The sequence below is a fragment of the Flavobacterium sp. GQ95 genome (assembly GCF_059758655.1).
Window position 1 is genome coordinate 167,843 of record NZ_JCAXEB010000008.1, and the last position, 16,972, is coordinate 184,814.

The window sequence follows — 16,972 nt, forward strand, 5'->3', positions numbered from 1 at the left end:
TCTCATGGAAAAGAAAAAAACAAATACTAAATTCATCATTATACTAACCGTTTTGGTTTTATTGGGGGGAACTTACGGAATATCAAAATACTTACACGGACAGGCTCACGAAGAAACGGATGATGCTCAGATTGAGAAAAAAATGAATCCAATTATTCCGAGAGTATCCGGATACATTAGTAAAGTGTATGTAAAAGATAATGACTTTGTAAAAAAAGGAGACACTCTGTTTACTATCGATAAGAGAGATTACCAATTGAAAATTGATGAAGCTACGGCTGCTTTATTAGGAGCTGAAGGTCAATACGAAGCTGCTAAAGCGGATATTGGAAGTGCATACGCAAGTATCTCAGTTTCTGATGCGAATATGAGATCTGCAAGTGGTTCTATCGAAAGTGCAAAAATCAGATTGAGACAACTTACAAACGATTTTAACCGTTACAATAATTTATACAAAACACATACTATTACAAAACAACAATTTGAGCAGGCTCAGACTGCAAAAGAAGAGGCTGAAAATCAGGTACGTGTTTTAGAGCAACAACAAAGAGCCAGTTCTTACCAAAAAACGGTAATTGAATCTAAATCAAAAGCCTCTGACAAACAAACAGAAGTTGCTGCAGCAAACATCAAAAGAGCTAAAACAATGCTGGATGTTGCTCACTTAAACCTTACTTATACAGTTGTAACAGCTGCAATTGACGGGCAGGTTTCTAAAGTTGATATTCAACCAGGACAATTGGTTCAGCCAGGACAATCTTTATTTTATATCATCAATAACAATGAAGCCTGGGTTGTAGCTAACTTTAAAGAAACACAATTAAACAAAATGATTGTGGGACAAAAAGTAAGTTTAAAAGTGGATGCTTACCCTAACTATGAGTTTAAAGGAGTTGTAACTTCATTCTCTCCTGCTACAGGATCTCGTTTTTCATTATTACCTCCTGATAATGCTACAGGAAACTTCGTAAAAACAATTCAGAGATTACCGGTAAAAATTAGTTTAGATCCATCGAATGACCCTGAGAAAGTAAAATTATTGAGACCAGGAATGAATGTTGATGTAGATGTACATTTAAAATAAATAAATGGCAACAGCAGTTCAAGGAGACGACGATTTAGTAGAATACGGTTTCAGACGTGTGATTATTACCATTACCGCAGTGCTTTGTGCCTTGCTGGAAATTGTAGATACCACGATTGTAAACGTAGCACTGACGCATATGCGAGGGAGCCTTGGAGCTACCCTGACCGATGTGGCGTGGGTTATTACGGCATATGCAATTGCAAATGTTATTGTAATACCAATGACGAGCTGGCTGTCGCAGCAATTTGGAAGACGTAATTATTTTGTGGCTTCTATCATAATTTTTACAGTCTGCTCCTTTTTGTGCGGTAACGCCACTAATATATGGGAATTAGTAGCTTTTAGATTTGTGCAGGGTATGGGAGGAGGAGCCCTTTTGGTAACCGCACAAACTATTATTACAGAAAGTTACCCAGTAGCAAAACGAGGTATGGCACAGGCCATTTACGGAATGGGTGTAATTGTTGGGCCTACATTAGGTCCGCCATTGGGAGGATATTTAGTAGATACTTATTCCTGGCCGTACATCTTTTATATTAATATTCCACTTGGAATTATTGCCACTATTTTAGCAATAAGCTTTGTGAGAAGTCCAAAATATGGAGAGAAATTAAAAGCAAATCAGGTTGACTGGTGGGGAATTATATTATTAACGGCTTTTATTGGTTCATTACAATTCGTTTTAGAACACGGGCAGCAGGATGATTGGTTTAACGATTCGCTTATTGTAACCTTAAGCGTCGTTTCGGTTCTTGGATTAATATTATTTATTTGGAGAGAACTCACCTATAAACATCCTATTGTAAATTTAAGTGTTTTAAAAGACGGAAATTTAAGAATAGGAACTGTAATGTGTTTTATTCTTGGCTTTGGACTTTACGGATCGACTTTAATTATTCCGATTTACACGCAGTCAATTTTAGGATGGACTGCAATGGATGCCGGATTGTTATTGATTCCTGGTTCTATTACTACAGCAATCATGATGCCTTTTGTGGGTAACATGATTCAGAAAGGAGTTCCTCAGGGCTACATGGTTGGAGTTGGATTTTTAGTCTTCTTCTTCTTTACCTTTATGATGCAGACCCGTATGACACCTGATACTGGTGTAGAGCATATGTTCTGGCCTTTAATTTTAAGGGGAATTGGTTTAGGATTGCTTTTTGTACCTATTACAACCCTTTCACTTTCGACCTTAAAAGGAAAACATATTGGTGAAGGAGCTGCTTTTACCGGTATGATGAGACAATTAGGAGGTTCATTTGGTATTGCGATTATTACCACTTTTATTACTCGTTTCAGTCAGGAACACAGAGTAGATCTATTGACAAACTTAGATCCTGCAAAATTCGATGTACAGCAACGTATTCAGGGAATGCAAAGAGCTTTTATGTCGAAAGGATATACTGCCGATGTTGCCCTTAAAAAAGCCTATCAGGCTATAGATTATTCAATTTTGAAACAAAGTACTGTAATGTCCTATATCGACATCTTTATGTATTTAGGAATTATGTTCTTATGTTGTATTCCAATTATCTTCTTTATCAAAAGAGGTAAAAACAAGATTAATCCTGCTGATGCAATGCATTAATAGCGTTAATATAATAATTGATTTATAATTTATAATACGAAAAAGCCGGGTAATTTATTTAACCCGGCTTTTTTATTTTTTGGAATTAATATCATTTTAATTTATCTTCTCGCATAGATTACAGGGATTATCCCGAAGCCTCGGGACCGGCCTATAATATGAATAGAGTCTCCGACTCCTTCGCAAAAAATCTTAGAACCTTAGCAACTTAGCATCTTAGGACCTCAAAAATTATCTTGTAAAAACCAAATGATTTCCTTTAGAAAGATTCGCATCAAACTGATATCCTTCATAATTGAAACCTTTTAAGTCGTCAATAGTTTTGGCATTCGTATCGATGATATAACGAACCATCATTCCTCTTGCTTTTTTCGCGAAGAAACTGATCATCTTTAATTTTCCGTCTTTATAATCTTTAAAATCCGGAGTAATAACCGGAACTTTTAATGCTTTTACATCAACGGCTGAAAAATATTCGTTACTGGCTAAATTCACAAACAACTCCCCTTTTTTCAATTCCTTATTCAACGCTTTTGTAACAGTTGGTTTCCAAAACTCATGCAGGTTTTTATATTCTCCAACAGACATTTTTGTTCCCATTTCTAAGCGATAGGCCTGCATTAAATCCAATGGTTTTAACACACCATAAAGTCCTGATAGAATTCTAAGTTTATCTTGTAATTCTTCTAATTTTTCCAGCGGAATTGTATAAGCATCCAAACCGGTATACACATCACCGTCAAAAGTATAAACTGCCGGACGCGCATTTTCTGGAGAAAAAGGTGTTTTCCATTTTTGATTGCGTTCCCAGTTTAAATCGGATAATTTTTCTGAAATCGACATTAATTCAGATAATTCCGCTGGTTTTTTAGTCTTTAAAATTTTATGAACCTGACGCGCTTCCTTTAAAAATGAAGGTTCAGTATATTGAGTGGTTGGCAATTCTTTTTCGAAATTCAGTGACTTCGCTGGCGATATAACAATTTTCATTTGTACGTTTTTCTATGATTCAAAAATACAAATTGAATTTTTAAAAATGAGCTATCTAAATTGATTTGTTTGATAGTGCTATAAATGTTTTTTGCCACGAATTGCACGAATTTACACAAATTATTTTTTCAAATCTTTCGCAAAGCATTAGTGTAAATTCGTGAAATTCGTGACAACCTTTTCTTTTTTGACAAAATTCGGCATCATAAACTATGAATTTCTACAAAAAAGTGAGCCGCAGATTATAAAAGGCATTTTCTATGTTGTAAATTTGCACACATTCCATTCTCTTCAGGAAAAGAAATGTAATACTTAAAAATTCGTGAATTCGTGGCTATACAAACAAACTATAAAACAGCTTTACAACATAAAATCTTCGGAATTATTTCGCAGGCCTCTCAGGAACTAAACGTTGACAGTTACGTTATTGGTGGTTTTGTTCGTGATTTGCTTTTAAACCGGGGCTCTAAAAAAGACATCGATGTTGTTGCTGTTGGTAGCGGAATCGAATTGGCTTTGAAAGTGTCAGAATTACTTCCCAAAAAACCAAAAGTGCAGGTTTTTAAAACATACGGAACTGCAATGCTTCGTTTTGAAGATACTGATATAGAATTTGTTGGTGCCCGAAAAGAGTCTTATAACTTCGACAGCCGAAACCCAATTGTAGAAAACGGAACGCTTGAAGATGATCAAAATCGCCGTGATTTTACGATTAATGCTTTGGCACTATCATTAAACGAAAAAACATTCGGAGATCTTTCTGATCCTTTCGATGGGTTGGCTGATTTGGAGAATAAAACAATTAAAACACCTTTGGATCCAAGTATTACCTATTCTGATGATCCATTGCGAATGTTGCGTGCCATTCGTTTTGCGAATCAGTTAGGCTTTGAAATTGAGAAAAATTCCCTTGATGCGATTACTAAAAACGCGGAGAGAATTAAAATCATTTCGGGAGAAAGAATTGTCGATGAATTAAATAAAATTCTTTCAACTGATAAACCATCAATCGGATTTTTACTTTTATATCAAACAGGACTTTTAGATATTATTCTTCCTGAATTAACAGCGCTAAATCAGGTTGAAGAAATTGAAGGTCATACCCATAAAAACAACTTTTATCACACACTGGAAGTTGTAGATAATATTTGCCCGAATACCGATGATGTCTGGTTACGCTGGTCTGCTTTATTGCACGATATTGGAAAAGCGCCAACAAAACGTTTCAACAAAAAACAAGGCTGGACTTTTCACGGTCATGAATTTTTGGGTGGAAAAATGGCTAAAAAAATCTTTGAACGCCTACATATGCCATTAAACCACAAAATGAAATTTGTGCAAAAAATGGTGGTTATGAGTTCGCGTCCAATTGTATTAGCACAGGATATTGTAACGGATAGTGCCGTTCGTCGTTTGGTTTTTGATGCCGGCGAAGATGTGGAAGATTTAATGACTTTGTGTGAAGCTGATATTACCACCAAAAATCCAGCAAAATTTAAGAAGTACCATAAAAACTTTGATATTGTTCGCAAGAAAATTGTTGAAGTGGAAGAACGTGATCATGTGCGTAATTTTCAACCGCCAATTTCCGGTGAAGAAATCATGGAAATTTTCGATTTGAAACCTTCCCGAGAAATCGGAGTTTTAAAAGAAGCTGTAAAAGAAGCCATTTTAGAAGGTGATATTCCAAACGAATATAAAGCCGCTTATGATTTTATAATCAAAAAAGCTGAAAAAATGGGCTTGTCAAAAATTTAAACACACAAATTAAATTGTAGGAAAATTTACTTAATTTTGTAAAAAATATAAGTCATGACAACATCCGAATTAAAACTCTATTTATTAGAAAAAATAATAGAAACAGCTGATATCGATTTATTGTTAAGAATAAAATCTTTATTAGAAGATATTAATTATGTAGTATCAGAAGAAAGCTTAGCTGAAGTCAATGAACCAGCTTTAAAGTATGAAAAAAATATACGGATTTTTACTCCCGCAGAACAAAGAAAAATAGATCAGGCATTAAGAGAATACGAAAATGGCGAATGTATTTCTGATGAAGAAGCTCAACGAGAAATACAGGCATGGTTAGAAGATTAATTTGGTCAATTACTGCTCAAAATTCAAGGAAGAGTATTTTTGATTATTGGAATTTTCGAAATAAATCAAAAATATATAGCAACAAATTGAATGTCCTTTTTAATGAAAATTTAAAAATTGTTTTAAGGCTTCCTGAATTTGGTAATTCCATAAATAACTCAGATATAAAATTCATAATTATTAATCATTTTGAATTAACTTATAAAATAACGCCAACCGAAATTATCGTTCTGGACATCTGGGACACTAGGCAACGTCCTGATAATTTTCCATTTAAATAAAATTAAAAAACTTAGCATCTCAGAATCTCAGAATCTTAGTCACTAAAAGAATGAAAAAACATTTCCCTACAATCGCAAAAACAGCATTAGTTTTAGTTTATTTAGTAATTGTCGCAGGAGCTTTGGTTCGTATGACAGGATCTGGAATGGGTTGTCCGGATTGGCCGAAATGTTTTGGATATTATATTCCGCCAACAGATTTGAAAGAATTAACCTGGGAGCCGAATCGTGTTTTCGAAAAAGGACAAGTAATTATTAAAGATAAAAGTCTTTTGGTTGCAAAAGATAATTTTACCACAGAAACTTCCTTTGATGCTTCACATTGGGAAAAATATACTAAACATGATTATGCGCTTTTTAATCCGTTGCATACCTGGATTGAATACATCAACAGGCTTTGTGGTGCTTTAGCGGGAATGGCTTGTTTTTTCATGGCAATCGCCTCTTTCAGATATTGGAAACAAAACAAAAAAATCACTTTACTTTCCTGGTTAGTCGTTTTTATGATGGGTTTTCAGGCCTGGTTAGGTGCAAAAGTAGTTTACTCCGTATTAAACCCAATAAAAATAACAGTTCACATGGTTATGGCTTTGGTAATTGTTGCGGTAATTTTATATATCATTCAATTGGCCAGACCAAAAGTAGCTACTGTAAAGTACAATTCAACTTTTAGAAACGTACTTTTATTTTCTCTTTTACTGACTTTAATTCAGGTAGCAATTGGAACACAAGTGCGTCAGTTTGTAGATGAACAAGTTAAAAATGGTTTGACCGCCAGTATCCTTTGGTTGCAAAATCCATCAATTACTTTTTACGTTCATCGTTCATTTTCTATTTTGGTCTTTTTGGTAAATGTTTATTTATACATTAAAAACACCAAATTTGGCTTGGGATATTCAAAAATAAACTGGGTACTTGCTTTAATTGGAGTTGAAATCCTAACCGGAATGGCGATGGCCTATCTTGATTTCCCAATAGGAAGTCAGGCGATACACTTGGTATTGGCTTCCATCTTATTCGGAATTCAGTTTTATATGATTTTGGAAGCTAAAAAACCTAACCCAGCCAACTCTTAAAATCCTGTACTTTTTCACGGCTTACCACTACCTCATCTTCTTTGTATGAAGGTAAAATTACTTTTAAACGGGAATTGGTATAGACCTGAATTTCTTTTATCGCCTGAAGCGGCACAATGAATTTTCTGCTTACCCGGAAGAAATCTTTCATGTCTAATTCCTGCTCCAGGATTTCTAAAGTCGAATCGATTAAATAGTTTCTGTTATCGAAAGTATGTATATAAGTTCCTTTGTTTTCACTGAAAAAACATTCAATTTCATCAGTAGTAATTACTTTTAAATGTTGACCAATTTTAACGGTGAATCGCTTTTTATAATTCTTTTCAAAAGGATTTGAAAGCATTCGGCGAATTTGTTCAAAATCAAGCTGAAGATTTTGGTTTTCCGAATTTGATTTTGGTAAACGCGTTTTAAATTTAGCAACAGCTATTTCCAAATCATCCTCATCAATTGGTTTTAAAAGATAATCTATACTGTTCAGCTTAAATGCTTTTAAAGCATATTCATCATAAGCTGTTGTAAAAATAATAGCGCTTTTAATATCTATTTTTTCAAAAATTTCAAACGATAAACCGTCAGATAATTGGATATCCAAAAATATCAAATCGGGATGTTCATTGTTGGTGAACCAATCTACAGATTCTTCTACAGAATGCAACATGGTTTCTACGGCAATCTCTAACTTTTCAAGCTTTCGCTGCAATAATCTTGCTGCCGGTTTTTCGTCTTCTATAATTAATGTAGTCATTTACTAAACTGAAAAAATTGAAAAAAAATAATTTAAAAATTACTCCCATTTATTGGTATTTGAAGCTTCCTTATCCATATATTTTTGGATCTTCTTTTGCTCCCAATCACCATTGAAAAAAATGTCCGGCCCAAATACTGTAAAGGCGTGAATCAATAAGGCTATACCCCAATAAAATGCTGTTGAATAGGTATGCAAATCTAGTAAATCATTCTGTTGAAATCTGAATCCAACAAAATCCCTATTCAAATTTGAAATGATAATTATAATATTTACAATAATGTAAATCTTTAAATGTGAGTAAAAACCTTTTATTCTTTTTACTTTTTTATATGCCATTTCAAAGCGTTCGTCATTATTAAATTCCTGTCCGTACTCTTCGTACATGCGTCTTCTATAACGTCCCATTTTATTTCGCTTTAAAAGTTATTGCCATTTACTTTGGTTCTCTTTTTCTTTATCCATGATCTCTTTGATCTTTCTTTCTTCCCAGCCTTTTCCTAAAACCGGAAATATTTCGAAAACTTTCAAACCATGAAAAACAACTCCTACTCCCCACCATATTAAGGGCCAATAAAACCATAAATGATGTGGCGTTGTATATAAATTGATAAAAATCAAAACGATATTAACACCTATATAAGATGTTAAATTACCATAAAACCCTTTTATATTCTCGACCTTCTTTTTAGCCAGATAATATTTATCTTCTTCGTTAAAATTAATTTCCATAATTACTCCCATTTTTGTGTTTTTGTTTTTTTATTTAAAAGACTTTTCATTTTGCGTTCTTCCCATTCTTCATCAAAGATTTTATAAGATGCAAATAAATCAATTGCGGACACTAAAAATACTGTAGTCCAAATTACCATTACAACACTATTCAAATATCGTATCGGAAAGAAGTTCAGAGAAACTCCGTAATATTCTTTTAAAACATAAACAATTAGTCCGATAGCATAAATAAATGCGTGTATATAAAAGGATTTAAGTTTTATTATCTTTTTGCTAAAGATTTCCTGAAGCTCAAATTTTTCTCTGTTGTAATTACAATTTGTTTCCATGGCTATTTCCAGGTTTGTTTTTTACTTTCTTTTTCTTTCTCTAAAAATTCTCTAATTTTTCGTTCTTCCCATTCTTTATTAAAAAATGGTGAAACTCCAAAAACTTTCAATCCGTGGAAAATGACACCTACTCCCCAGCCCAGTATGCACCAAATAAACCATAAATATTCTGGCGAAGTCATAAGATTTATTACAATTAGCATTATAGTTACAAGAATGAAAACTGTTAAATGCTGATAGAATTCTCTTATCTCTTTCACCTTTTTCTGAGCCAGATGATAGCGTCTTTCTTTAGTATAATCTGGTTCCATGACTATTCCCAAGTTTGCGTTTTACTTTCTTTCTCCAAAATTTCCCGAATCTTTCGTTCTTCCCAATCCTTATTAAAAATTGGTGAAACTCTAAAAACTTTCAATCCGTGCATCACAATCGCAAATCCCCAACCAAGTAAAGAATACCAAAAATATAAATAGCCAGGCGAAGTCATTAGATTTACTACGATTACAATTGGGTTACAAAGTAAGTATACCGTTAAGTGTGAATAAAAATCTTTAATTTCTTTTACCCTTTTTTGAGCCTGGTAATAACGTTCTGCTTCAGCGTAATTTGGTTCCATAATTATTTCCAGGTTTGCTTGTTATTCTCTTTTTCCAGAATCTCTCTGATTTTTCGTTCTTCCCAATCTGAGCTATAACCAAAAACTTTAAAAGCATGCATTACAACTCCAAATCCCCAGCCTAAAGCCGAAAACCAAAACCATTGAAAGCCAGGAGAATACCTCAAATTTATAAAAATTAAAAACGGAATTACACAGCAATACGAAATTATATTTCCGTAAAATCCTTTTAATTCTTCTACTCTTTTTTTAGCTCTGAAATAAGCTTTATTTTCATCGCTATAGTCTGCGTTTGTTTCCATAACTGTTATTTGTTTTGTTAAAATCGGAATCTTAACTGTGAATGTTTGTTCATTTTGTTCAATCAATACTTTTCTGTTGGTTACAATTCCGTAACGATTTACGATATTTTGTAATCCAACTCCTTGTCTGTCTTGTAAAACTTCTTTTTTCTGAAAATCATTTTGAATCGCTAAATAATCTCCATCAATAAAAATTCTAATATGCAATGGTTTTTGTTCGCTTACTACATTGTGCTTTACTGTGTTTTCCAATAAAAGCTGTAATGACAGCGGAACCACTTTTGCATCCGGATTAATTGGTGTCGTTGGCAATTCGTAAAACAAACTATTTTCGAAACGCATTTTTAGCAGATTCATATAGGTTTTTGCAAACAACAATTCATCATCAACAGAAACCAATTCTTTATCTTTTTGTTCTAAAACATAACGATAAATTTTAGATAAAGAAGTAGTGAATCGCTGGGCATTATCCGGATTTTCTTCAATCAAGGAACTTAATACATTTAGGCTGTTAAAAAGAAAATGCGGATCGATCTGGTTTTTTAAGCTTTCGAATTTGGCGTTTGCTGTTCCCGCAATAATCTTTTGTTGTGTTATTTCAAATTTTGAGGCCTGTTTCCATTTTACCATAAAACTTCTGGCCTGCATGAAAGTTGAAACAGCTAAAGATAAAATAATGTAAAACAGATGTATCCAAATCATTCTTTCGCTAAAGAATTTATCCATCGGGAAATTTTGAAGGATAACAAAAACATAATAATTTATTCCTAAAACGATCGGTACCGTATATAAAATCGTTACCATTATTCCATAATAAACCCTTAAGTTTGTCTGCTCTAACCAATCCCATTTTTTATCTAAAAGAACATTGATATATCCATTTCCAAAACCTACTCCAAAGGAATAAAGACAACTTATAAAAAAAGTTATAAGAACGTTTCGAAACGTTAAATCATCTCCTAAAAAAGCTGAAAATATTACAGTAAAAATCATAGAAATCTTAAACGAAACTAGTGTTCCGCTTTTTAAATCTGCATATGTATTTCTATTATCTTTCATTATAATCAGCTTAAATTAGTTTTATTTTTTGCAATTTTTTTGTGCTTCTAAAGCTCTTTCCAATCCCCATTTTGGAGAAAAAGGTGTTTCTGGTTTAAAAGTAGCAAAAAGTTCGACAGCTTTATCAACTTGTACACAAAGTGGTTTTGTATCAACTCCTGTCCATTTTGCTCCTCCCAATTGATAATCGGCTTCTCCAAAAACAATTCTTGGATTGTTTGGGTCTATCGTTTTTCCTTTTGCGTAAGCTTCCATTACTTTTGATGAATATTTCATACTGTTTGTCATCGGATCTGCAACTACCCAGGCGGTGTAAATTAAAGCTTGCATCGCATATAACTCAGCATTGTTTTGATCCTTAATCAATTCGATGTCCAAGGCGTCTTGTGCTTTTGTCAATAACAAATCGATTTTAGTTTTGTCTTTTTCAGAAAAAGCCGATGTAGTGTTGATTAAAGCTACATAATAATTTGGCAAATAACTTGTTTTCTCTGCCGCTGCGATTCTTTCAAACATTGCCGAAGCTTCTGTATTTTTTCCTTCTTTCCAAAGCCCAAAAGCTTTTCCCATTCCTTGTTCAAATTGTGTTTGTGCAGATAATAAACTGCAAATAAATAACGTGGTAATTGTAATGATTTTGGTCATGATTTCTTTTTTTTAAGGTTCTAAGATTCTAAGTTACTAAGGGTCTAAGTTTTTTTATTGATGATTAAAACTCTGTGATTAATTATACTTCAAAAGTATATCGGTTTTTACTGTTTTAAAATTAAATGATACTGAGTTGTCGAATTTGATGACTGAATTGTTTTTTTTGAGGTTCTGAGAGACTAAGATGCTAAGGTTCTAAGGTTCTAAGGTTTTCCCCCTTTTGTGTCTTTTTAAAGCTTCTAAAATTTGAGTTGCTAAGAAAAACCTTAGCAACTTAGTATCTCAGAACCTTAGCATCTTTTTTAAAGATTCTTCAACTGATTCTCATTTTTATTCTTACTGATTGTCCAGAAGAAGCCTACGAAGAAAAATCGGTCTGCGGTCGGTACAACGGCTTGTCTTTGGTACGCTCCGCCGGCGTCTGGAAGTTTGGCATAATCGTATCCAAACACGTTTTGACTTCCTAATACATTTGAAACAGAGAAATACAGGATTTTTTGCGTTGTCAATAAATACGCCCAGTTAAAACTCAAACTGTTGTATGATTTTGTTTTTCCGTTCATGAATTGCGTTTGGTTTGGATCGTTGTACGGACGACCTGAACTGTAACTGTTGGTGAAACCTATTTGCGATTTCCAGTCGGTAATGAAATATTTGGTTACAATTGATAAACTATGATTGGCAATAAAACTTGGGGTTGCCATTGTTGGAAAGTTTTTGTACTGTCTTTCTGAATCGATATAAGAATAAGAAATCCAATATTCTAAATTTTTATATAAGTTGCTGTCCCTCCAAAATATATCCAAACCTTTTGCATATCCAGAACCGTTATTATTGAAAACCGAATTATAAGCAATATCTCTCGTATCGTACTGAACCAAATTGCTGTAATCTTTATAATAAGCCTCAGCTCTAAAAGTTTGTCCTGGTTTTGTAAATTGATAGTTTAAGATATAATGTCTTGCTTTTTCACTTTCAAATTGATGGTATTTTGAATACTTAATGTAATCTACTACTGGTGTTTGAGAGAAATCTCCGTAAGCGAAAGAAAACTGACTGCTTTTTGAAACTTTATAAGCAATTGAAGCTCTTGGTGCGATATTAGTTTCGTTCAACAAACTGTTGTTTGAAAGTCTAAAACCTACTTTTGCAGCCAGATTTTTCGAGAATAATATATCTCCTTCAGTATAAAAGGCGGCGATATTTGAATCGTAACCATTTGAAACCTGAATAGAAGTATTATCATTGAAATTTTCATTGAATTTAGTAATGAAATAATCGGCTCCAAAAGACAATTTAAAATGATCTGAAACATTTTTTCTCAGTTTTAGTTTCAATTGTGCGGCGTTTTCGTTGCTGTCAACATCATTAATATCATATTTTACTTTATTGCTGTTGTAGCCATAACTAATCCCGGATGTTAATTGCCAGCCCGTTCCGAAAGTTCCTTTGTAAGAAGCGTTTAAGTAGAAATTATTATTGTTCAAATCGGTTCTGATTTTATCTTCGAAGTTTACATTTTTCTGATTCAAATCGAATTTCTCCGAATCAAATGCGGCGTATAATTTAAAAATTCCGTTTGCAAAATGATAACGATAAACCGTTTCTCCAGACAAAGATTGATATGGATTATTCCAATCTACATTTTGAGGAATCACGGCCTGATAAGGTGCTAAATTAATGTAAGCTGTATTTACGCTTAAAGAGCTTTTTTCCCATTTTTGAGTATTTCCCAAACCTAAACCAACGGTCATTAAAGCAATATCGGTTTTGTTCATATCTGGTTCATCTTGTGTGTTCAATAATAAAACACTTGACAAGGCTTCACCATATTCAGCTGAATAGCCACCAGTTGAGAAAGCAATTCCGCTGAATAAAAATGGAGAAAATCTTCCTCTTGTTGGTAAATTATTGGTTGTAGCTCCGTACGGTTGTGCGACACGAATTCCGTCAACAAAAGTCTGCGTTTCGCTGGCTTCTCCTCCACGCACAAACAAACGTCCGTCTTCGCCAACAGTTTGCGTTCCAGGCAAAGTTTGCAAAGCTGCAATAATATTCCCTGCAGATCCTGCGGTGGTTACAATATCTAAAGGTTTAAGAACCGAAACTCTTGCTTTATCTCCAGATTCTAAAGTTCCTGCAGTGATTACAACGGCATCAAGCGCATTTACATTTTCTCTTAATTTTATCGTTTGCTCTTTAAAATTAGTAACATCAATTTCTTTTTTGAAAGTATCATAAATTAAAAAACTCACTATTAAAAATTGATTTCCTGTTGCTGTAGTTTCAAAAGAAAATTCTCCAGTTTCAGAACTTGTTGCGCCATCGTAAGTTCCATCTATATAAATATTGGCGCCCGGAACTGGTTTTCCTTTTTCGTCAACCACTTTTCCGGAAATGGTAGTTTGAGCGAAAAAGAGTGTCGTAATAAATAAAAAGGCAATCGTAAAAAATAATTTGGTCTTCATGGTTTTTGATTTTGATGAAGCAAATGTATTTTAACAATTCTTGTTAAAAAATATTAAATAACCCAATTGTAGAATTTCGGGGATGAGTTGTAAAATACTTATTTGTATCTTAGCTTTTGTTTCTTTCTAATAAAAAACTAATGAACATTGCCATTGCACAAATAAAACCAGTGAAAGGAGATATTCCGGCTAACATAGAAAAACATATTAAATTTATTGAACTTGCTTCTATATTAAAAACTGATTTCATTTTTTTTCCGGAACTTTCGTTAACAGGTTATGAACCAGAACTTTCAGAAAAACTTGCTGTAAATAAAAATGACAAAAAATTTGATGTATTGCAAGAGATCAGCGACCTGAAAATGATCGCCTTTGGAGTTGGAGTTCCAACTATACATCAAAACGGAACTCGTATCAGCATGATTATTTTTCAGCCCAAACAGCCAAGACTAGTTTATTCAAAGCAACAGCTTCATGAGGATGAATTCCCTTATTTTAAAAATGGAAATGAACAAATTTTAATCACTCTTAAAAACCAAAAAATTGCACCCGCAATTTGTTACGAGAGCTTACAAATTGATCATGCAGATGAAGCTGTTAAGCTTGGAGCACAAATTTATATTGCAAGCGTTGCTAAGTCACAAAACGGAATAAATAAAGCTTCTGTTCATTATCCAAACATCGCTAAAAAATATAAAATGCCTGTTTTAATGTCAAATTGTATCGGAGAATGTGATAATTTTACTAGTGCTGGTTTTAGTTCTGTTTGGAATAAAGAAGGAGAATTACTTCTTCAATTTGATAATCAGGAAGAAGGCATAATAATTTTTAATACTGAAACAGAGAAAGTTAAGAAACAAATTATTTAACTAGATTCATTTTTTATATCTTTAAGAGTCAAACAATTAAACAACATCATAATGTCAGAAAGCAGAAGAGTTTCAAATTTATATCAATCCATTTATAATGGAAATCCGTGGCTGGAGGTAACTTTAGCAAATACTTTAAAAGATGTGACCGCAGAGCAGGCTTACAGAAAAATAAACCCGAATTTAAATACGATTTGGGAAATTGTCAACCATCTTATACAATGGAGAAGGAATATTCTAAGACGTGTGCAGGGTGAAACTGTAGTAACTCCTGATCATAACTATTTTGTTCCTATTCTGGATTCATCTGAAGTTTCCTGGGAACAATCCCTTCAAAGCCTTGCAAAATCACAGGAATTATGGACTGCCTTTTTTAATGATTTCAATGATGCCGATTTTGATAAAATAGATCCAAATAACAATCATAATTTTTATGAAGATATTCATGGCATTATTCAGCATGACGTTTATCATTTGGGGCAGATTGTGATTTTAAAGAAGTTGCTTTAAAATATTTCATATGAAAAAATCAATACTATTATTCGCGTTTTTACTCCTAAGTGCAGTTGGATTTGCTCAGGAAATTGAAGTGAAATTCGATGAAAGTTTGGCAAAATCTCTGAATGCCGATGAATACGGAATGAAGAAATACGTATTCTGTCTCTTGAAATCCGGGACAAATAAAACGGCTTCAAAAGAAGAAACTCAAAAATTATTTGAAGGTCATATGGCCAATATCAACAAATTAGCCAAAGAAGGTAAATTGGTTGTTGCCGGGCCGTTTATGAAAAACGATCGAAATTACAGAGGCATTTATATTTTTAATGTTGAAACAATTGAAGAGGCACAAGCACTTGTTGCAACCGATCCGGCAATAAAAGCAAATTTATTAGAAGCCGAATTAACGCCTTGGTATGCGACAGCGGCTTTGCAGGAAACGTTGAAAATTCATGAGAAGATTTCTAAGAAAAAAATATAGATTACTGCATGAAGACAGAAAAAGAAAAAATGATTTCGGGAGAATATTACATCGCAGGTAATCCTGTTTTAGTAAAAGAACGTCGAAAAGCCAAAAATTTATTACATCGCTTAAATGTAATCGAATATCGTTTGACTAAAAAAGCCAAAGAAATTTTGGCCGAATTAATTCCGAATACAGGAAAGAGTTTTTATATAGAACCGCCATTTCATTGCGATTACGGATACAATATTACTTGCGGAGACAACGTTTATTTCAATGTCAATTGTGTTGTTTTAGATTGCGCGCCCGTCATTATTGGCTCAAATGTATTTTTTGCGCCGAATGTTCAAATTTATACTGCTACACATCCGCTTGATGCCGAATTACGAAAATCATTAGAAAATGCATTACCCATTTCTATTGGAGACGACTGCTGGATTGGCGGAAACTCGGTAATTTGTCCAGGCGTAACCATCGGAAAAGGGTGTGTTATTGGAGCAGGATCTGTAGTTACAAAAGACATTCCGGACAACTCGTTGGCCGTTGGAAATCCGGCGAAAATAATTAGAAAATTAAATCAAGAACCCCAACAAAATACATAATGCTTACCTTAAATAAAGTTCATCACATTGCCATTTTATGCTCCGATTATCAAAAATCTAAAACTTTTTATACTGAAGTTTTGGGATTAACTATTATCAGAGAAATTTATCGCGAAGAACGTCAATCTTACAAACTCGATTTAGCCTTAAATGGCACTTATATTGTCGAATTGTTTTCATTTCCAAATCCACCGAAACGTCCGTCAAGACCAGAAGCTGTTGGTTTGCGTCATTTGGCTTTTGAAGTAATTAATTTAGATGAAACTATTGCTTTTCTGAATTCAAAAAAAGTGGAATCAGAGTCCATCAGAATTGATGAAACCACTGAAAAGCGCTTTACTTTCATCGCTGATCCGGATGAATTGCCCATTGAGTTTTATGAAAGATAATTTTTTTTAGGTTCAAAGGCACAGAGGTTCACAGGGACAAAGAAGAAAATAATGTAAAAATTAGCGCCTTTGTGTTTTTGTGGCAAAATACCTTCTCGCTATATCAACAAAAACACACTGA

General features: G+C 33.5%; 20 protein-coding genes. 10 read left to right on the plus strand and 10 right to left on the minus strand.

The features are described 5' to 3' along the window. Positions 1–4 precede the first annotated feature (4 nt). Both AC6CH4_RS16360 and AC6CH4_RS16365 read left to right on the plus strand, forming a co-directional pair. Positions 5–1,084 carry an HlyD family secretion protein gene (locus AC6CH4_RS16360; protein WP_498104798.1) on the plus strand — a complete coding sequence of 360 codons (1,080 nt, stop codon included), beginning with the start codon at positions 5–7 and terminating at the stop codon, positions 1,082–1,084. A gap of 4 nt (positions 1,085–1,088) precedes the next feature. Next, complete coding sequence (locus AC6CH4_RS16365) at positions 1,089–2,678, plus strand: MDR family MFS transporter (protein ID WP_498104800.1); 1,590 nt, start codon at positions 1,089–1,091, stop codon at positions 2,676–2,678. Between the two features lie 231 nt (positions 2,679–2,909). Here AC6CH4_RS16365 and yaaA read toward each other — a convergent pair whose 3' ends face one another. Next, on the minus strand, positions 2,910–3,668 hold the full coding sequence (gene yaaA / locus AC6CH4_RS16370; protein WP_498104802.1) for a peroxide stress protein YaaA: 759 nt from the start codon (positions 3,666–3,668) through the stop codon (positions 2,910–2,912). Positions 3,669–3,998: 330 nt separating this feature from the next. Here yaaA and AC6CH4_RS16375 point away from each other — a divergent pair, with 330 nt between their 5' ends. The 3 genes from AC6CH4_RS16375 (at position 3,999) to AC6CH4_RS16385 (ending at position 7,125) form a co-directional block, all read left to right on the plus strand. After that, on the plus strand, positions 3,999–5,426 hold the full coding sequence (locus AC6CH4_RS16375; RefSeq protein WP_498104804.1) for a CCA tRNA nucleotidyltransferase: 1,428 nt from the start codon (positions 3,999–4,001) through the stop codon (positions 5,424–5,426). Positions 5,427–5,480: 54 nt separating this feature from the next. Next, positions 5,481–5,768, plus strand: a complete 288-nt coding sequence (locus tag AC6CH4_RS16380) for a hypothetical protein (protein WP_498104806.1) — start codon at positions 5,481–5,483, stop codon at positions 5,766–5,768. 331 nt (positions 5,769–6,099) lie between these two features. After that, entirely contained in the window at positions 6,100–7,125 is a 1,026-nt protein-coding gene (locus AC6CH4_RS16385; RefSeq protein ID WP_498104808.1) for a COX15/CtaA family protein, read from the plus strand. Here AC6CH4_RS16385 and AC6CH4_RS16390 read toward each other — a convergent pair. The 9 genes from AC6CH4_RS16390 to AC6CH4_RS16430 form a co-directional block, all read right to left on the minus strand. Then, positions 7,106–7,873: a LytR/AlgR family response regulator transcription factor gene (locus tag AC6CH4_RS16390; RefSeq protein ID WP_498104810.1), complete on the minus strand. Its 768-nt coding sequence runs from the start codon at positions 7,871–7,873 to the stop codon at positions 7,106–7,108. The two genes, AC6CH4_RS16385 and AC6CH4_RS16390, sit on opposite strands and share 20 nt — an antisense overlap. 39 nt (positions 7,874–7,912) lie before the next feature. Then, the gene (locus tag AC6CH4_RS16395) at positions 7,913–8,281 is read right to left on the minus strand and encodes a 2TM domain-containing protein (RefSeq protein ID WP_498104812.1); all 369 of its coding nucleotides are present in this window, start codon (positions 8,279–8,281) and stop codon (positions 7,913–7,915) included. Positions 8,282–8,299: 18 nt separating this feature from the next. Then, positions 8,300–8,605 carry a 2TM domain-containing protein gene (locus AC6CH4_RS16400; RefSeq protein WP_241775775.1) on the minus strand — a complete coding sequence of 102 codons (306 nt, stop codon included), beginning with the start codon at positions 8,603–8,605 and terminating at the stop codon, positions 8,300–8,302. 2 nt (positions 8,606–8,607) lie between these two features. Next, positions 8,608–8,937: a 2TM domain-containing protein gene (locus AC6CH4_RS16405; RefSeq protein ID WP_498104814.1), complete on the minus strand. Its 330-nt coding sequence runs from the start codon at positions 8,935–8,937 to the stop codon at positions 8,608–8,610. A 2-nt stretch (positions 8,938–8,939) separates the two neighbouring features. Beyond that, positions 8,940–9,248, minus strand: coding sequence for a 2TM domain-containing protein (locus AC6CH4_RS16410; RefSeq protein WP_498104816.1), 309 nt, complete (start codon positions 9,246–9,248; stop codon positions 8,940–8,942). A gap of 2 nt (positions 9,249–9,250) precedes the next feature. Continuing rightward, positions 9,251–9,553, minus strand: a complete 303-nt coding sequence (locus tag AC6CH4_RS16415; RefSeq protein WP_498104818.1) for a 2TM domain-containing protein — start codon at positions 9,551–9,553, stop codon at positions 9,251–9,253. A gap of 2 nt (positions 9,554–9,555) precedes the next feature. Further along, on the minus strand, positions 9,556–10,914 hold the full coding sequence (locus tag AC6CH4_RS16420) for a 2TM domain-containing protein (RefSeq protein ID WP_498104820.1): 1,359 nt from the start codon (positions 10,912–10,914) through the stop codon (positions 9,556–9,558). 21 nt (positions 10,915–10,935) lie between these two features. Further along, positions 10,936–11,559: a hypothetical protein gene (locus AC6CH4_RS16425; protein ID WP_498104822.1), complete on the minus strand. Its 624-nt coding sequence runs from the start codon at positions 11,557–11,559 to the stop codon at positions 10,936–10,938. Positions 11,560–11,864: 305 nt separating this feature from the next. After that, the gene (locus tag AC6CH4_RS16430; protein ID WP_498104824.1) at positions 11,865–14,030 is read right to left on the minus strand and encodes a TonB-dependent receptor; all 2,166 of its coding nucleotides are present in this window, start codon (positions 14,028–14,030) and stop codon (positions 11,865–11,867) included. 140 nt (positions 14,031–14,170) lie between these two features. Between AC6CH4_RS16430 and AC6CH4_RS16435 the strand changes: the two genes are divergently transcribed. From AC6CH4_RS16435 to gloA2, 5 genes are read left to right on the plus strand one after another with little or no spacing between them, the layout of a single operon-like run. Further along, positions 14,171–14,899, plus strand: a complete 729-nt coding sequence (locus tag AC6CH4_RS16435) for a carbon-nitrogen hydrolase family protein (protein WP_498104826.1) — start codon at positions 14,171–14,173, stop codon at positions 14,897–14,899. A gap of 51 nt (positions 14,900–14,950) precedes the next feature. Beyond that, entirely contained in the window at positions 14,951–15,409 is a 459-nt protein-coding gene (locus tag AC6CH4_RS16440) for a DinB family protein (RefSeq protein ID WP_498104828.1), read from the plus strand. 10 nt (positions 15,410–15,419) lie between these two features. Then, the gene (locus AC6CH4_RS16445) at positions 15,420–15,878 is read left to right on the plus strand and encodes a YciI family protein (protein WP_498104830.1); all 459 of its coding nucleotides are present in this window, start codon (positions 15,420–15,422) and stop codon (positions 15,876–15,878) included. Positions 15,879–15,886: 8 nt separating this feature from the next. Continuing rightward, on the plus strand, positions 15,887–16,462 hold the full coding sequence (locus AC6CH4_RS16450) for a sugar O-acetyltransferase (RefSeq protein WP_498104832.1): 576 nt from the start codon (positions 15,887–15,889) through the stop codon (positions 16,460–16,462). Beyond that, positions 16,462–16,851, plus strand: coding sequence for an SMU1112c/YaeR family gloxylase I-like metalloprotein (gene gloA2, locus AC6CH4_RS16455; protein WP_498104834.1), 390 nt, complete (start codon positions 16,462–16,464; stop codon positions 16,849–16,851). The genes AC6CH4_RS16450 and gloA2 overlap by 1 nt, the downstream gene beginning before the upstream one ends. Positions 16,852–16,972: the final 121 nt, after the last annotated feature.

Excerpts from the sequence above, each read along its gene's own strand:
- AC6CH4_RS16360 (WP_498104798.1), top strand. The coding sequence starts at position 5 with ATGGAAAAGAAAAAAACAAATACTAAATTCATCATTATACTAACCGTT.
- AC6CH4_RS16365 (WP_498104800.1), top strand. The coding sequence starts at position 1,089 with ATGGCAACAGCAGTTCAAGGAGACGACGATTTAGTAGAATACGGTTTC.
- yaaA (WP_498104802.1), bottom strand. The coding sequence starts at position 3,668 with ATGAAAATTGTTATATCGCCAGCGAAGTCACTGAATTTCGAAAAAGAA.
- AC6CH4_RS16380 (WP_498104806.1), top strand. The coding sequence starts at position 5,481 with ATGACAACATCCGAATTAAAACTCTATTTATTAGAAAAAATAATAGAA.
- AC6CH4_RS16385 (WP_498104808.1), top strand. The coding sequence starts at position 6,100 with ATGAAAAAACATTTCCCTACAATCGCAAAAACAGCATTAGTTTTAGTT.
- AC6CH4_RS16390 (WP_498104810.1), bottom strand. The coding sequence starts at position 7,873 with ATGACTACATTAATTATAGAAGACGAAAAACCGGCAGCAAGATTATTG.
- AC6CH4_RS16395 (WP_498104812.1), bottom strand. The coding sequence starts at position 8,281 with ATGGGACGTTATAGAAGACGCATGTACGAAGAGTACGGACAGGAATTT.
- AC6CH4_RS16400 (WP_241775775.1), bottom strand. The coding sequence starts at position 8,605 with ATGGAAATTAATTTTAACGAAGAAGATAAATATTATCTGGCTAAAAAG.
- AC6CH4_RS16405 (WP_498104814.1), bottom strand. The coding sequence starts at position 8,937 with ATGGAAACAAATTGTAATTACAACAGAGAAAAATTTGAGCTTCAGGAA.
- AC6CH4_RS16410 (WP_498104816.1), bottom strand. The coding sequence starts at position 9,248 with ATGGAACCAGATTATACTAAAGAAAGACGCTATCATCTGGCTCAGAAA.
- AC6CH4_RS16415 (WP_498104818.1), bottom strand. The coding sequence starts at position 9,553 with ATGGAACCAAATTACGCTGAAGCAGAACGTTATTACCAGGCTCAAAAA.
- AC6CH4_RS16420 (WP_498104820.1), bottom strand. The coding sequence starts at position 10,914 with ATGAAAGATAATAGAAATACATATGCAGATTTAAAAAGCGGAACACTA.
- AC6CH4_RS16425 (WP_498104822.1), bottom strand. The coding sequence starts at position 11,559 with ATGACCAAAATCATTACAATTACCACGTTATTTATTTGCAGTTTATTA.
- AC6CH4_RS16430 (WP_498104824.1), bottom strand. The coding sequence starts at position 14,030 with ATGAAGACCAAATTATTTTTTACGATTGCCTTTTTATTTATTACGACA.
- AC6CH4_RS16435 (WP_498104826.1), top strand. The coding sequence starts at position 14,171 with ATGAACATTGCCATTGCACAAATAAAACCAGTGAAAGGAGATATTCCG.
- AC6CH4_RS16440 (WP_498104828.1), top strand. The coding sequence starts at position 14,951 with ATGTCAGAAAGCAGAAGAGTTTCAAATTTATATCAATCCATTTATAAT.
- AC6CH4_RS16445 (WP_498104830.1), top strand. The coding sequence starts at position 15,420 with ATGAAAAAATCAATACTATTATTCGCGTTTTTACTCCTAAGTGCAGTT.
- AC6CH4_RS16450 (WP_498104832.1), top strand. The coding sequence starts at position 15,887 with ATGAAGACAGAAAAAGAAAAAATGATTTCGGGAGAATATTACATCGCA.
- gloA2 (WP_498104834.1), top strand. The coding sequence starts at position 16,462 with ATGCTTACCTTAAATAAAGTTCATCACATTGCCATTTTATGCTCCGAT.